The organism is Micromonospora sp. NPDC093244 (assembly GCF_040683695.1).
Lineage (GTDB): Bacteria > Actinomycetota > Actinomycetes > Mycobacteriales > Micromonosporaceae > Micromonospora.
Window position 1 is genome coordinate 1,902,134 of the sequence record NZ_JBFBEO010000001.1, and the last position, 14,221, is coordinate 1,916,354.

The 14,221-nt window shown below is 73.5% G+C and carries 18 protein-coding genes; 9 read left to right on the forward strand and 9 right to left on the reverse strand.

All coding sequences use genetic code 11. The features are described from left to right. Positions 1-47 precede the first annotated feature (47 nt). Positions 48-440: a MerR family transcriptional regulator gene (locus AB0N27_RS08490; protein ID WP_364365149.1), complete on the forward strand. Its 393-nt coding sequence runs from the start codon at positions 48-50 to the stop codon at positions 438-440. 90 nt (positions 441-530) lie between these two features. Then, positions 531-692 carry a hypothetical protein gene (locus AB0N27_RS08495; protein WP_364366148.1) on the forward strand — a complete coding sequence of 54 codons (162 nt, stop codon included), beginning with the start codon at positions 531-533 and terminating at the stop codon, positions 690-692. Here the strand turns inward: AB0N27_RS08495 and AB0N27_RS08500 are convergent. Both AB0N27_RS08500 and AB0N27_RS08505 read right to left on the reverse strand, forming a co-directional pair. After that, complete coding sequence (locus AB0N27_RS08500; RefSeq protein WP_364365152.1) at positions 682-1,143, reverse strand: hypothetical protein; 462 nt, start codon at positions 1,141-1,143, stop codon at positions 682-684. The genes AB0N27_RS08495 and AB0N27_RS08500 overlap by 11 nt on opposite strands. 8 nt (positions 1,144-1,151) lie before the next feature. Beyond that, the gene (locus AB0N27_RS08505) at positions 1,152-2,144 is read right to left on the reverse strand and encodes an NAD(P)-dependent alcohol dehydrogenase (protein ID WP_364365155.1); all 993 of its coding nucleotides are present in this window, start codon (positions 2,142-2,144) and stop codon (positions 1,152-1,154) included. A gap of 112 nt (positions 2,145-2,256) precedes the next feature. On the opposite strand from AB0N27_RS08505, the gene AB0N27_RS08510 reads away from it, so the two are divergent. From AB0N27_RS08510 to AB0N27_RS08520, 3 genes are read left to right on the forward strand one after another with little or no spacing between them, the layout of a single operon-like run. Beyond that, positions 2,257-2,973, forward strand: a complete 717-nt coding sequence (locus AB0N27_RS08510; protein WP_364365158.1) for a TetR/AcrR family transcriptional regulator C-terminal domain-containing protein — start codon at positions 2,257-2,259, stop codon at positions 2,971-2,973. A 34-nt stretch (positions 2,974-3,007) separates the two neighbouring features. Then, on the forward strand, positions 3,008-3,505 hold the full coding sequence (locus tag AB0N27_RS08515) for a hypothetical protein (protein ID WP_364365161.1): 498 nt from the start codon (positions 3,008-3,010) through the stop codon (positions 3,503-3,505). Between the two features lie 44 nt (positions 3,506-3,549). Further along, on the forward strand, positions 3,550-4,125 hold the full coding sequence (locus AB0N27_RS08520) for a maleylpyruvate isomerase N-terminal domain-containing protein (protein ID WP_364365164.1): 576 nt from the start codon (positions 3,550-3,552) through the stop codon (positions 4,123-4,125). On the opposite strand, the gene AB0N27_RS08525 is transcribed toward AB0N27_RS08520, so the two are convergent. Further along, a complete protein-coding gene (locus AB0N27_RS08525; RefSeq protein ID WP_364365167.1) occupies positions 4,122-4,664 on the reverse strand; it encodes a GNAT family N-acetyltransferase in 543 nt (180 codons plus the stop codon). The genes AB0N27_RS08520 and AB0N27_RS08525 overlap by 4 nt on opposite strands. A gap of 52 nt (positions 4,665-4,716) precedes the next feature. Then, positions 4,717-5,205: a DUF1992 domain-containing protein gene (locus AB0N27_RS08530; protein ID WP_364365170.1), complete on the reverse strand. Its 489-nt coding sequence runs from the start codon at positions 5,203-5,205 to the stop codon at positions 4,717-4,719. 210 nt (positions 5,206-5,415) lie between these two features. Between AB0N27_RS08530 and AB0N27_RS08535 the strand changes: the two genes are divergently transcribed. Continuing rightward, a complete protein-coding gene (locus tag AB0N27_RS08535) occupies positions 5,416-6,066 on the forward strand; it encodes a LysE family translocator (protein WP_364365173.1) in 651 nt (216 codons plus the stop codon). Between the two features lie 9 nt (positions 6,067-6,075). On the opposite strand, the gene AB0N27_RS08540 is transcribed toward AB0N27_RS08535, so the two are convergent. The 3 genes from AB0N27_RS08540 to AB0N27_RS08550 are packed head-to-tail and all read right to left on the reverse strand — an operon-like array spanning position 6,076 to position 8,924. Continuing rightward, the gene (locus tag AB0N27_RS08540) at positions 6,076-6,894 is read right to left on the reverse strand and encodes an SDR family NAD(P)-dependent oxidoreductase (protein ID WP_364365176.1); all 819 of its coding nucleotides are present in this window, start codon (positions 6,892-6,894) and stop codon (positions 6,076-6,078) included. Further along, positions 6,891-8,225 (reverse strand): NAD(P)-binding domain-containing protein, encoded by a 1,335-nt coding sequence (locus AB0N27_RS08545; protein ID WP_364365179.1) that lies wholly within the window; start codon positions 8,223-8,225, stop codon positions 6,891-6,893. Before AB0N27_RS08545 ends, AB0N27_RS08540 begins: the two co-directional genes overlap by 4 nt. Before the next feature lie 57 nt (positions 8,226-8,282). Continuing rightward, a complete protein-coding gene (locus AB0N27_RS08550; protein WP_364366151.1) occupies positions 8,283-8,924 on the reverse strand; it encodes a TetR/AcrR family transcriptional regulator in 642 nt (213 codons plus the stop codon). A gap of 62 nt (positions 8,925-8,986) precedes the next feature. Here AB0N27_RS08550 and AB0N27_RS08555 point away from each other — a divergent pair, with 62 nt between their 5' ends. Next, on the forward strand, positions 8,987-10,342 hold the full coding sequence (locus tag AB0N27_RS08555) for an MFS transporter (RefSeq protein ID WP_364365182.1): 1,356 nt from the start codon (positions 8,987-8,989) through the stop codon (positions 10,340-10,342). A gap of 26 nt (positions 10,343-10,368) precedes the next feature. After that, the gene (locus tag AB0N27_RS08560) at positions 10,369-11,526 is read left to right on the forward strand and encodes a hypothetical protein (RefSeq protein ID WP_364365185.1); all 1,158 of its coding nucleotides are present in this window, start codon (positions 10,369-10,371) and stop codon (positions 11,524-11,526) included. 12 nt (positions 11,527-11,538) lie between these two features. Here AB0N27_RS08560 and AB0N27_RS08565 read toward each other — a convergent pair whose 3' ends face one another. Beyond that, entirely contained in the window at positions 11,539-13,020 is a 1,482-nt protein-coding gene (locus AB0N27_RS08565; protein ID WP_364365188.1) for a peptide MFS transporter, read from the reverse strand. A 222-nt stretch (positions 13,021-13,242) separates the two neighbouring features. On the opposite strand from AB0N27_RS08565, the gene AB0N27_RS08570 reads away from it, so the two are divergent. After that, complete coding sequence (locus tag AB0N27_RS08570) at positions 13,243-13,584, forward strand: RNA polymerase-binding protein RbpA (protein WP_007460094.1); 342 nt, start codon at positions 13,243-13,245, stop codon at positions 13,582-13,584. A 67-nt stretch (positions 13,585-13,651) separates the two neighbouring features. Here the strand turns inward: AB0N27_RS08570 and AB0N27_RS08575 are convergent, their stop codons facing one another. Next, complete coding sequence (locus tag AB0N27_RS08575; RefSeq protein ID WP_357992170.1) at positions 13,652-14,170, reverse strand: FxsA family protein; 519 nt, start codon at positions 14,168-14,170, stop codon at positions 13,652-13,654. Positions 14,171-14,221: the final 51 nt, after the last annotated feature.

Consider the following 14,221-nt stretch of genomic DNA (forward strand, 5'->3'; position numbering starts at 1 on the left):
TCAGCACCGTAAAGTCTCACATTGATGTGAGAGTCAAGGAGCGGTTCATGCGAATTGGCGAGCTGTCCAGGCGTACCCAGATTCCGATCCGGATGCTGCGGTACTACGAGGAGCGAGGGCTGCTGGCACCGCAGCGCACACCGAGCGGCTACCGGCACTACCAGGAGTCGGACATCGACCGGGCGACGCTGGTGAGCAGCCTGGTCAGATCAGGACTGCCGACCAGACTGATCCTGCCGCTGATCCGCGACAAACAACCAGACCCGATGCACGGGGACGAGCCAGACGACGGAGACGACGACCTGATCGCCTTGTTCGCCGCCGAATTCGCCCGGCTCGACAGCCAGGTCAAGTGCATGAGCCTCAGCCGGAACGCCGTGCAGCAGCACCTGCGACGACTCCGCGCGGCCCGGGTGAGCCACGATCCGACGGCCACCTGAACGGACCCGTACAGCGCCCGGCCGCCAGGCGGAGCCAGTCATGGCGACGTCGTTTGGCTCCGATGACACGTTAAGGCGGCCCGCAGGACGATCGACCACCCGCACGTCGGCGCGGTCACCCTTGACTGCGACATCATCACCGTGGCCGGCAGCGACCTGCGCATCATGGTCTACACCGCCGAACCCGACCCCGAGGACGCCGAGCGCCTCGATCTGATCACCACGCTCGGCGTCCAGGCGCTCACCGGCTAGCCAGCCGGCGCGTCATCTCGTCGAGGCCGTTCCTGATCAGTCGTCCGTACGGGTCGTCGGCGAGCGCGCCGACGCCCGCCGTCGCGCGCTGGAGGTGGTCGCAGGCGGTGTCGAGGTCACCGAGCTTGCGGTGGCACTCGGCCAGGGTGAGGTGCAACGACGGGTACAGGCCGGCCACCGACAGGGGCACCCCGGCCTCGGCGACGCGGGCGTCGGTGAGCGCGTGGGCCGCCGCCAGGGCCCGCTGGTCCCAGAGCAGTTCCTGGCGGACGTCGTCCTGCACGTCGGCCATCGCGTGGGCCAGGACGCAGACGTGCAGGGGATCGCCCCGCTCGCCGCCGATGTCGTCCCAGATCTGCGCGAAGAGGTCGCGGGCGGCGTCGCACCGGCCCTGCTGGTGGTGCAGTTGCACACCCTCGTTGATGCGCAGCAGCGTGCCGTCGCTGGTCATCGGCTGCTCTACTCCGGGCCGATGGTGATGACGACCTTCGAGCGGGCGTGTTCGCCTTCGAGGTACCGGATGGCGTCGGCGACCTCGTGCAGCGGGTAGGCCCGGTCGATCACGGGGGTGAGGTCGCCCGCCTCGGCGTACGCGGCCAGGGCCTCCAGGTGCGCGCGGCTCGGCGTGGCGGTGAGCGTCACGACGCGCTGCCGCAGGAACGGCGCCACGAGTTGTCCCCGCGCGATCAGCCAGACCGGGCCCACGAGGCTGCCACCGCGGTAGGTGCCTCCGCCGGAGAGGACCAGCGTCCCGGTGGGGGTCAGCACCCGCCGAAGGGCGGTGAGCGTGCGGTTGCCGACCAGGTCGAGGACGACGTCGTGGCGGTCGGTGCCACGGGTGACGTCGTCCCTGGTGTAGTCGACCACGTGGTCGGCGCCGAGCGAGCGGACGAGTTCGACGTTGCGGGTGCTGCACACGGCGGTCACGGTGGCGCCGAGCAGTTTGGCCAGTTGGACCGCGAGGGTGCCGACACCACCGGAGGCGCCGTTGATGAGCACGTGGTGCCCGGGTTCGACACGCCCGACGTCGCGCAGTCCCATGAGCGCGGTGACTCCGGCCAGCGGCAGGGCGGACGCCTGGTGGGCGGTCAGGTTAGCCGGCCGGGTCGCGGCCAGCTCCTCGGGCAGGCACACGTACTCGGCGAACGCGCCGTTGGCGTCGCCCAGGTCGCCGAAGACCGCGTCGCCCGGGCGCAGGCGGCGCACCCGGGGACCGACGGCCTCGACGCGGCCGGCGAAGTCGCGGCCCCGGATGCGGGCCCGGGGCGCCGAGCGGCCCATCGTCAGTCGCGCCAGTCGGGGGTCACCCCGCATGGCATGCCAGTCGTACGCGTTGAGCGCGGCGGCCTGCACCCGCACGAGGACCTCATCGGCGGCGGGCGTCGGTACGTCCACGTCGGCGAGTGTGAGTGTCTCCGGTGGGCCGTACCGGTCCTGGACGATGGCCTTCATGTCCCCTCCCCTCGCGGTGTACGCCGTACACCTTGAGAATGACGGTAGGTGTACGGCGTACACCTGTCAAGGCGGTTATGGTTTCTACCGCCACCGGAAGACGAGGACCACGATGGCTGACACGCTGCACCGGACGCCGTTGACCAGGGAGCGCATCCTGCTGGCCGCCGTCGCGCTCGCCGACGCGTCCGGCATCCAGGCGCTGAGCATGCGCAACCTCGCCCAGGATCTGGGCGTCGTGCCGATGGCCCTCTACAAGCACGTGGCCAACAAGGACGAATTGCTCGACGGCATGATCGACGTGGTCGTCGGCGAGATCGACCCGCCCCGCGACGACGTCGACTGGAAGCGGTCCGTGCGCCTGCGGATCCTCTCGGCACGGCAGATGCTGATCCGCCACCCGTGGGCGCCACTGGCGATCGAGTCGCGGAACATGGCCACGGTCGCGGTCCTGTCCTACCTCGACTCGGTGGTCGCCACACTGCGGGCCGGAGGGTTCTCCACCGACCTCGCCCACCACGTGATGCACGCGATGGGCAGCCGCATCCTGGGCTTCAGCCAGGAGTTGTTCGACGCGTCCCGCCGCGCCGGCCAGACCGGGGCCGTCGAGGCCGATCCGCCGGCGGCCATGCCACCGGAGATCGCGGCCCGCTTCCCGCACCTCGCGGAGATCGCGGCGGCGGCGGCACACGACGACGGTTCGGTGGTCGGGTCGGGCTGTGACGACCAGTTCGAGTTCGAGTTCGCGTTGGACCTGCTGCTGGACGGCATCGAACGACTGCGCCAGCAGGGCTGGACCTCAGCGGCCCACACCCGCCGGGCGGCTTGACCCTCGACCCGGTCGAGGGCCGAGCATCTGTTGCATGTCCGACCAACCGACACCGGATCCGACCATGACCCGCATCGGCGAGGCCGTGCAGCTCGGACGGTCCGGAGCACCGGCCGAGGCCCGCGACCTGCTCACCGCCCTCTGGAACGAGATCGGCCCGACCGGGGACCCCCTGCACCGCTGCACCCTCGCTCACTACCTGGCCGACCTCCAGGACACCGCCGACGCCGAACTGGCGTGGGACGAACGCGCGCTCGCCGCCGCCACCGACCTCACCGACGACCGCGCCCAGCGTCACCACGGCACGCTCCAGGTACGCGGCTTCCTGCCGTCGCTGCACCTGAACCTGGCCGACGTGCACCGCCGCCTCGGCGATCCGACCCGGGCGAGGGCCCACCTGGCCACCGCGTCGAGTCTCGTCGGGCACCTGCCCGACGACCCGTACGGGGAGTTGATCCGCGCGGGCATCCAGCACGTCGACGAGGCGCTGGCGGCGGGTTCGACCGACCGTCTCGACTCGCATCCCGGCTGACAATCGCGGTTGCACCCCCGAAAGACGCCTGCCAGGGTCGACGGATGCCAGCGGTGACCGGTGCCGACGTACGAGCGGCGGCCGACGAGATGATCCGGGTGCTGTACCCGCACCACGAGCGCGACTGGTCGGTGCCGGCCGGCACGCTGACCTGGAGTTGCTGGACCACCGCGGCCCACGTCGCGCACGACCTGCTCGCGTACGCCGGTCAGGTCGCCGCGAGTGCGGACGACGGCTACCTCCCGTACGACCTGCGGGTCTCCCCCACCGCGCGCCCGGCGCAGGTGCTCACCGTGGCGCGCGCCTGCGCCGGGCTGCTCGCCACCGCCGTCGATGCGGCCCCTCCGGACGCGCGGGCCTGGCACTTCGGGCCGTGCGACCCGGCGGGTTTCGCGGCCATGGGGGTGGCCGAGACGCTGCTGCACACGCACGACGTCACAGTCGGCCTCGGTGTGCCGTGGCAGCCGCCCCCGGAGCTGAGCACGCTTGTGTTGCGGCGACTCTTCCCGGACGCCCCGACGGGCGCCGCCCCCGACGTGCTGCTGTGGATGACCGGTCGCGGTGAGCTGCCGGGACGCACGCGCCGCACCTCCTGGAGCTGGCGGGCCGCCGTGGACTAGGGCGCGTCGAGCGAGTGCCGGTGACCGTCGAGCGGAAACGGCGGCTGGACCGGCAGCACCTCGCGGAACGCGTAACCGCTCTTCTGCGCCACCCGGCAGGACGCCACGTTGTCGACCTGGTGCAGCAGGTCGAGGCGGGTCAGGCCGGGAAACCTGTCGAACGCCCACCCGCTCAGCGCGACGACCGCGCGGGGAGCGATTGCGCGACCGCGCGCCCACGCCGCTGTCCAGTACCCCACCTCGGCCGTCGGTCCGCCCGGCGTGGGGTTCTTGAGCACCACGTTCGCCACGAGTTGTGGGCCGTCCGGGTCGTCCTCGAGGACGGCGAAGCTGTACCGGCGGCCGTCGTCCCAGTCCCGTCGCGCCCGGTCCAACCACCGCCGCCCCTCGGCGGCGTTACTCACGGGTAGGCGGGTCCACCGCCGCAACACCGGATCCCGGTACGCGTCCACGAGGGCGTTCAGGTCGCCGGCGCACCAGGGGCGCAGGGCGAGTTCCCGCGCCGGGGAGACCGCAGGCGCCCGTAGCTCGATCAGCATCCGCACAGTCTGCCGCCGCGAGCCCCGATCCGGGTGCCCCGCCGGTCGCGGCTCAGCCCCGGCGCCACCAGCGCAGCCACCAGCTCCGGCGCGTCCGGCGCGGCGAAGCGACGGCGGTCGTCACCGGCTCGACGGCGGGCGTCGTGATCTCGGGCCGGGCGCGCTCGGCGCGCCAGCGGTGGACCACCTCGTCGACGTTCACCAGCCGCACCGCCACGCGCGGACCCTCGGGGTTGCGCAGCCACGCCACGATCTGCGCGTTGAGCTGGCCCACGAAGTCCCGGACAGACTGTTCGGTGGGCAGGTCGCGGACCTCGTCGGGGACCTGCTCGACCCGCCGGCGCAGTTGCAGCGGCGTGGGCAGCAGCAGGTCGCTCGGCAGCTTCTCGCGCTCCAGGAAGCTCTTGATCCACCACGACTCGTCGTACGGCATTCCGCGCCCGGGGATCGGCTTGCCCATGCCGGGCAGGTTGTCGAACTCGCCGCGTTGCACGGCTCCCCGGATCTGCGCCTCGACGGCCGCGTCCCATGCCTCGGTCACCCTGCGCACCTCCCCTGGTCACCGTAACGCGCCGCCGCCGACCGGCCGACACGCATGTGATCAGCGCGGCCGGGGGCCGGACCATTCCCGCCGAGACGGTTTGCGCCCCGCTGACCGGATCCGAGGCCACCGCCTGGCAGGTGGCCTGGGACAACGCCGCCACCCCGGGCTTACGGTCGGTCTGGACGGCTGGGGAAACGGGGAATCGTCATGGTCGGTTCGGGTGCGCTGCTAGGCATCGCGCTGGTGGCGTTGGGGCTGGTGCTCACACCGGGCCCGAACATGGTCTACCTGGTGTCCCGGTCGGTGGCGCAGGGCCGCCGGGCCGGGCTGATCTCGCTGCTCGGGGTGGCCGCCGGGTTCGGCGTCTACCTGACGACGGCGGTCGCCGGCCTGGCCGCCGTGTTCGTCCTGGTGCCGACGCTGTACGCGGTGGTGAAGCTGGCCGGGGCCGGCTACCTGCTGTGGCTGGCCTGGCGCACGGTACGCCCGGGCGGCAGGTCTCCCTTCACGCCCGCGCCGCTGCCGCCGGATCCGCCGCGGCGGCTGTTCACCATGGGCCTGGTCACCAACCTGCTCAACCCGAAGATCGCCATCCTGTACGTGTCGCTGCTGCCGCAGTTCGTCGACCCGACGCGCGGGCACGTGGCGGCGCAGAGCCTGCTGCTGGGCCTGACCCAGATCACCGTCGCGCTGAGCGTCAACGCGCTCATCGTGCTCAGCGCCGGCACCCTTGCCGGGTTCTTCGCCCGCCGGCCGGTGTGGCTGCGCGTGCAGCGGTGGGTCACCGGCACGGCCCTCGCGGCGCTGGCCGTGCGCATCGCCGCCGACCGTTCCCGCGCCGCGGTCGCCACCCCCTGACCCGGCGGGTCACCGCTCCCGGTGGCGGCGCAGCATCCCGGCGGCCAGCGGCGCGGCATCCAGGTCACCGGCGGCGAGCCGGGCGGCGAGCGTACGGCGCACCATCCGGTCGGCCAGCGCCGGCGCGTGCCGGGCCACCGCCATCTCCAGACGTCCACGCCGGGTCGTCGCCACGTCCCGGGGCGCCCGGCGAGCGGCGGCGGCCCGCAGGATCGCCGCCACGACACCTTCGACGGGCTCGGGGCGGGACACCCCGCGCAGGGACAGGCCGGCCTCGGCGGTGCTGTCGTGGATCGGTGACGCCACCATGCTCGGGTAGACGACGCTCACCCCGACGTGGGTGCCCACCTCGTGGCGCAGCGCGTCGGCGTACGCGACAAGGGCCCGCTTGCTGACTCCGTACGCGGCGGCCAGGGGCAGCGGCAGCACCGCCATCCGGCTGGCCACGAAGATCACCCGACCGCGGGCGTCTACCAGCGGGGGCAGCGCGGCGGCGGTGGTCCGCCACGCGGCGAGCAGGTTGACCTCCAACTGCTGGCGTACCACCTCGTCGGGCGGCAGCTCGGCCGGGGCGGGGCCACCGACCCCGGCGTTGTTGACCAGCAGGTCCAGCCCGCCGAGCCGTTCGACCGCGGCGTGCACCGCCTCCGGTACGGCGGCCGGGTCGGTGAGGTCGCAGCCGAGCACCGGCAGCTCGTCGTCGGGGCGCGGGTGCAGGTCGAGCCCGACCACCCGGGCACCGGCGGCGCGCAGCGCGGTGCCCAGGTGCCGGCCGAACGTGCCGCTGGCCCCGGTGACAAGCACCCGCCGGCCGGTCAGGCCCGTCACCGCTGCGCCCCGGCCGGGACGACGGCGCGGACGCGGCGGGCGCCGGAGGCCAGTTCCCGGGTCAGCTCGGCCAGGTAGGCGTCGAAGTCCACACGCATCGCCGGTCGGCGCTGACCCCACCGGGCCGTCGCGGCCCTCAGCTCCGCCCGGCAGGCGGCGCGTTGGCGTTCCGGCTCGGGCAGCGCGTACTGGCCGGCGAGCTGCGCGGCGACAAGCTTGGCCTGCGCCTCCACCAGGGGGAACGCGGAGCCGGTGGACTGCATCAACCCGACGAACGTCAGGCCGGGCGCGTCGGGGTGGAACACGTGCCGGTACAGCGGCAGGGTGTCCGCGCCGCCGCCGAGCAGTTCCGGGTCGAGGAACGGGATCTCCACCCGGTAGCCGGTGCACCAGACGATCAGGTCGACGGTGTCGCTGCGGCCGTCGGTGAACTCGACCCGGTCGCCGTCGAGGGCCGCGACGCCGGGCCGCGGCTCGACGTCGCCGTGGGTGAGCCGGGACAGCAGCCCGTCGGAGAGCGTCGGATGGTCCTGCAGGAAGCCGTGCGTGGGCGCCGGCAGCCCGTATCGGGCGGGGCTGCCCACGGTGGCGGTGAGCATCGTCTGGGTGATCCGTTGACGCAGCCGCCACGGCAGCCGGCGGGCCAGCGCCCCGTTGAGGGTGTCCGACGGGCGGCCCAGCAGGTACTTCGGCACCACCCAGACGCCCCGGCGCAGCGACAGCAGGGTGCGCTCGGCGGCGTACGAGGCGTCGACGGCGATGTCCATCGCCGAGTTGCCACCCCCGACGACCAGGACGCGCTTGCCGGCCAACTGTTCGGGGCCCCGGTAGTCGTGGCTGTGCAGCTGCTCGGCGGTGCACGTGCCGGCGTACGGCGGCTCGGGCAGCCGGGGCACCCGGTTGTGGCCGTTGGCGACGACGACGGCGTCGACGGTGACCTCGACCGGCCCGTCGGGTCCGCTCGCGCGCACCGTCCACCGGCCGGCGGAATCGCGTGTGACGCGCTCGACCGTGTGCCGCAGGCGGATGCTGTCGCGCAGGCCGAAGCGGTCGGCGTAGTCGGCCAGGTAGCCGGCGACGCGGCGGTGGTCGGGGTAGTGGGGCCAGTCGGTGGGCATCGGGTGGTCGGCGAACTCGGTGCGGCCCCGGCTGGTGTTCAGGTGCAGGGTGCGGTACGCGGGCGAGTCGGGCGCCCCGTACACCCACAGTCCACCGACCTGGTCGGCGGACTCGAAACACACGGTCGGTACGGCCGCGTCGCGCAGCGCCTTGACGGCGGCGAGTCCCGCCGCGCCGGCGCCGATCACCGCCACCCTGGGTGGTGCCTGCATCACTGCCCCCCACTTAATCCAACGTCCGATGGATAATCGTCGGACGTGGACGGCCCGTCAAGGGGTTGGCGGCCCGTACAGCCCGTCCAGGAGCCGGTGCACGAACGCACGGAACTCGCGCCGCTCCCGGGCGCCCGGCGCGCCGGCGGCAAGCGCCACCACGTGCCCGTGCGTCGCCCAGACCAGGCTGCGGACGGTGACGTGCGGGGTCGGCTCGGCCAGCGCGCCGGCCGACGCCGCGGCGGTGAGCAGCTCCGCCACCAACCGGTACAGGGGTTCGGCGTAACGCTCGTCCAGCTCGGCGTGCCGCTGTGGCTCCAGCCAGCGGCGCAGCCACAGCGCTGTGGTCTCCGGACGGTCCTCCAGGAAGTCGACGAACACGTCGACCAGATCGTGCAACGCCCGCCGCGCCGCGTCCGGGCCGGCCCGCAGCGCCGAACGGGCCTGCTCGGCGGCCTCGGTCAGCACCTGTTGCTCGGCGGTGAAGACGCGCGCGAAGCAGGCGTCGTAGAGCGCTGCCTTCGTACCCGTGTGGTGGGCGACAGTGGCCACGTCGACCCCGGCGGCGGCGGCGACCTCCCGCAGCCCGACGGCGTCGAAGCCGCGTTCGGCGAACAGCGCGGTGGCCGAGTTGAGCACCACCTCGCGCGTCGGTCGGGTCTCGTCGCGCCGGGGACGACCCGGTCGGCGGCGGGGCATGGTCATGGCCGCCATTGTGCCCCTAGAATCCAGCAACTGTTGGATTGGGAGAGGATGCGGCGATGACCGGGCTCGACAGGCGGCCCGTGGCCGCCACGGACACGACGCTGCCCCGTGGCCCTCTGGCGGGTTTCGCGGCCGGCTCGCTCGGCATGGGCGTCTGGGTGACGGTGCCCGGCCTGCTGCTGCTCTACTTCCTCACCGACGTGCTCGCCGTCGGGCCGTGGCTGGCCGGCCTCGCGCTGCTGCTGCCGAAGATCGCCGACGTGGTGCTGCACCCGTGGGTCGGGCACCGCGCGGACGTCGAGCAGGCCCGCCGGGGTGACCGGCGGCGGCTGCTGCTGCTCGGCTGCGCGCTGCCTGTCGCGTTCGCCGCGCTGTTCGCGGTGCCCGGCGGCCTGACCGGCGCCTCGGCCGCCGCGTGGGTGGCTGTCGTCTTCATGGCCGGCAACCTGCTGTTCGCTGCCTACCAGGTCCCCTACCTGTCGACCCCGGCCGACCTGCGGATCGGCTACCACGAACGCACCAGGCTGATGGCGTTCCGGATGGTCGTGCTGACCCTGGGCATCCTGCTCTCCGGGCTGCTGGCCCCGCTGCTCACCGGCGGCGACGCGGCGACCCGCGCCGGCTACCAGCGGATGGGGCTGGTCCTCGCGGTGGGCATGCTGGTGGCCATGCTTGTCGGGGTCGCCGGCATCGCCCGGCTGCGCGGTTCGGCGGCCGACCCGACCCCGGCGGGGCACGGCGGGTGGCGGGCGCTGCGCACGGCGCTGCGTGACCGGCAGTTCCGCTGGCTCGTCGCCGCGTACCTGGCCATGTCCACCACCACCCACCTGGTGCTGGCCGGGGTGCCCTACTACGCCGAGTACGAGCTGCGCGCGCCCGGACTGACCACGGTGCTGGTGGCCGCGTTCGTCGCTCCGGCGCTGCTTGTCACACCCGGTTGGCTGGTCCTGGCCCGCCGGGTCGGCAAGCAGCGGGCGCTGCTGGGCGCGCAGGGGGCGTTCGCGCTCGGCTCGTTGGTGCTGGCGGTGGGCCGCCCGGCCGGACTGCCGCTGCTCATCGGGGCGGTGGCGGTGCTCGGGGTGGCGTTCGCCGGCATGCAGCTGCTGCCGTTCTCGATGCTGCCCGACGTGATCCGCGCTGCCAGCGCCGGCGGCACGGGCGCGGGCACCTACACCGGGGTGTGGACGGCCACCGAGGCCACCGGGGCGGCGCTGGGCCCCTACGCGTACGCCCTGTGCCTGACCGTCGGTGGCTTCGTGGCGTCGACGGCAGGTGAGTCGCCGGTGCAGCCCGACGCGGCGCTCGCGGCGGTCCGCTACGGCTTCGGGCTGCTGCCGGCGGTGGCGATGCTCGCCGCGGTGCTGCTGCAACGCCGCTACACCCTGGACGCGACGGCCCGGGCGACGAGCTGAGCGGCCGGCACTAGACTTCGCCCTCGATGGACGCGCAGCTCACCCCCGCCGAGACCCGTCCGTGTGCCCACTGTGGACGGCCGGTGCCGCAGCGTGTCGGCGCGGGTCGACCGTTTCGCTACTGCCGGGACAACGACGGCGCCTGCCAACGCGCGTCGCGCAACAGCCGCATGCGCCACCGCAACGCCCCCGGCCTGCCCGGGCAGGTGGCCCGCACGTGGGAGGCGGTGGACCGGCTCGACCAGATCGTCGAGACGCTCACCGAGGCGCTGCACGCTGAGCTGTCCCCGGTGGGGGTGCAGCGCCAGCTCGCCCAGGCCCACGCCGAGGCCGCCGCCGAGATCGCGGCGGCGCAGACCGAACGGGACGAGGCCCGCGACGACGCCGAGACCGCGGCCGCCGACGCGGCCCGGGCGCGGGAGCAGGCCCGGCTCGCCCGCGCCGAGGCCGACGACGCCCGCCGCGACGCCGAGCAGGCCGCGCGGCGGGCCGCCGACGCTGACGAGCGGGCCCACCGCGCCGAGGCGGCCCGCGACGAGGCCCGCCGCGACGCCAGCGCGGCCCAGGCGCTGCGCGCGCAGGCCGAACAGGATCGCGACCAGGCGCGCCGCGACCGGGACGGCCTGCGCGCCGCACACGACGCCGAGCGGCAGCGGGCCGCCGACCTGACAGTGCAACGCGACGCGGCGCGCGCCGACGCCGAGCGGGCCATCCGGGAAGCCGCCGAGGCCACCGAGCGGGCAGAACGGTGGCAGGCCGAGGTGCAGGACGTGCGCCGCCAGATCGACCAGGCCCGCGCCGACGCCGCGCGGACCCGCACCGAGGCCGCCGACGCGGCCCGGGCGCGCGAGCAGGCCGACCGGGCCCGCGACCGCGCGCTGGTCGCCGCCGAACAGGCCGAACACGCCAGGCAGGAGGCCACCGAACTGGCCGTGCGGCTACGCGCGGAACTGGCCGCCACCGCCGCGCACCGCGACACCCTCGCCGCCGACCTCGCCGCCGCCCGCGACGCCGCGGCCACCGCCGAGGGCCGGGTCACCACCCTGACGGTACGACTGGACGCCGCCGAGACCGACCGGGACGTGGCCCAGCGGCGGGTGGCGCAGCTCGGCGACCAGGTCAGCGACCTGGCGCTGGCGCTGTCCCGCCTCGGCGCCGCCGCCCCCCGGGACGCGGCCGGCTGAGCCTGCGCGGGTTCAGTGGATGCCCGCCATCAGCGCGCGGATGTGTCGGGCGAACATCACCGCGCCCACCCCGAACGCCACCGACGCCAGCCCGAAGGTGAGGAAGTAGGTCGACTCGGACCAGGTCTCGGCGAGGCGGGCCACCTGGCCACCTATCGCGTCGCCGACGGCGGTGGCCAGGAACCACAGCCCGAGCATCTGGCTGGCGTACTTCACAGGCGCGAGCTTGGTGGTGGCGGACAACCCGACCGGGCTCAGCGACAGCTCACCGGCGACCTGGATGGCGTACACGGCGACCAGCCACCACGGTGACACCCGCTCACCGCCGACGGCGGCCTGCGCGGCGGCGGCCATCAGCACGAACGACAGGCCGTTGAGCACCAGACCGACGGAGAACTTCACGGGCGTGGACACCCGGTTGCCGACGCGCAGCCACAGCAGCGCGAACAGCGGCGCGCCGATGATGATCAGGATCGGGTTGACCGACTGCAACCACGACGCGGGGAAGGTGAAGCCGCCGACGTTGCGGTCGGTGCGGTCGGCGGCGAAGATGTTCAACACCGACCCGGCCTGGTCGTAGATCAGCCAGAACGCGGCGGCGAAGACGAACAGCCACAGGTACGCCTTCATCCGGGACCGTTCGGTGGCGCTGAGCTCCCGGTCGGTCATGATCCGGGCGAAGTAGCCGACGGCGACGAGCACGGTGACCCCGGTGAGCAGGTTCACCACCGTGTTCACGGTGAACAGCCCGACAAGCGCGAGGACGGCGACGAGCACGACGAGCGCCACCACGGCCAGCCCGGCGCGGGTCAGCGCCCGGCGGCGGTCGGCACCGAGCAGCGGATCGGCCGGCCGGTCACCGGCGTCGCCCAGGTTGCGCCGGCCTAGCACGTACTGGATCACGCCGAAGGTCATGCCGACGGCCGCCACCGCGAACCCCAGATGCCAGTTAATCTTCTCGCCGAGGTAGCCGGTGATCAGCGGGGCGACGAACGCGCCCAGGTTGATGCCCATGTAGAAGATCGAGAAGCCGGCGTCGCGGCGTGGGGAGTCCCTGTCGTACAGGCTGCCCACCATGGTGGAGATGTTCGGTTTGAGCAGGCCGGTGCCCAACACGATGAGCGCCATCCCGGCGAACACGCTCCAGCGCACCGGCACCGCCATCACGTAGTGCCCGGCGGCGATCACCACCCCGCCCCACAGCACGCTGCGCCGGGCGCCGATCAACCGGTCGGCGACCCACCCGCCGGGCAGCGCCAACAGGTACACCATCGCGTTGTACGTGCCGTAGACCGCGTTGGCGCTGGCGTCGCCCAGACCCAACCCGTCGTCGGCGACCTCGGCGGTGAGATACAGCACGAGGATGGCCCGCATCCCGTAGAAGCTGAACCGCTCCCACATCTCGGTGAGAAAGAGCGTCGCCAGGGCCCGGGGATGCCCGAAGAACGTCCGCTCGCTGGCCGCTCGGCGCTCGACCGGGACGTCCTGGGTCATCGCAACCTCCTGTGCGCTCGGGCGGTTAACATCCCCGGTGGCAGCCGAAACACTCCACCATCGCGACCCGCCCGGGGATCACCTGCCCGGGTGGCCGCCCCGGCCGGCTACCCTTGGTCGCGGCCCACCCGTGGACGCCTCACGCCCTGCGGCGGGAATGGCGCGACGGGAACGCACCGTTACACCCAGAAGACCAGCACCACGAACGAGGGGAAGTCGATCATGGGCGAGCGTATGCTGCGCGGAAGCCGCCTGGGCGCGGTCAGCTACGAATCCGACCGCAACACGGAGCTCGCGCCGCGTCAGACCCGCGAGTACCTCTGTGCCAAGGGCCACCAGTTCGAGGTGCCGTTCGCCGTCGACGCCGAGGTCCCGACGACCTGGGAATGCAAGTTCGACGGCAGCGTCGCCCGACTCGTCGACGGCAACGAGCCGGAGCAGAAGAAGGCCAAGCCGCCGCGTACCCACTGGGACATGCTGCTGGAGCGGCGCTCGATCGCCGAGCTCGAGGACATCCTCGCCGAACGGCTCCAGGAGGTTCGTACCCGCCGCGGCCGCGCCTGAGCCGCACACCGAACGACACGGCGCCCCCGGGGTTCTCCCCGGGGGCGCCGTCGTGTGTGCGTGCGGTTCAGTGGCGCCCGGGCTCGATGATCTCCCCCTCGATGGCCCGGCCCCCGTCGACGACCACCGGCTGCTCCGGCTGCGGCGTCGGCTGCGGCGCGCCCTGACGCACCCGCACCGTACGCGGCCCGAACAGGTCACCGGCGACCATCGACGACACCCGCCGCTCGGCGGTGCGTTGCACCCCGGAACGGGCCAGCCGTCGCAGTGGCGGCACCAGCAGCAGCAGCCCGACCAGCCCGCTGACCAGACCGGGCACCGCCAGCAGCAACGCGCCGGCCAGACCGACGAGCCCGTCGGTCACCTGCCGTCCCGGCGGCTGACCCGCCTGCGCCGCGGTGCGGAACCCGCGCCAGGCGCGCATGCCCTCGCGGCGCAGCAGCACCAGCCCCAGCAGCGACGCCGCGAACACCAGCAGCACCGCCGCGCCGAACCCGACGGCCCGCCCCACCAGGACGAACACCGCCAGCTCCACCACCACCGACAGCAGCAGGGCAATCGGCACGAACCTCAGTCCTCGGCGCATCTCACCTCATCGCCAATCCCCGGTACGCCGACACGCACCGTCCTTCCAGCA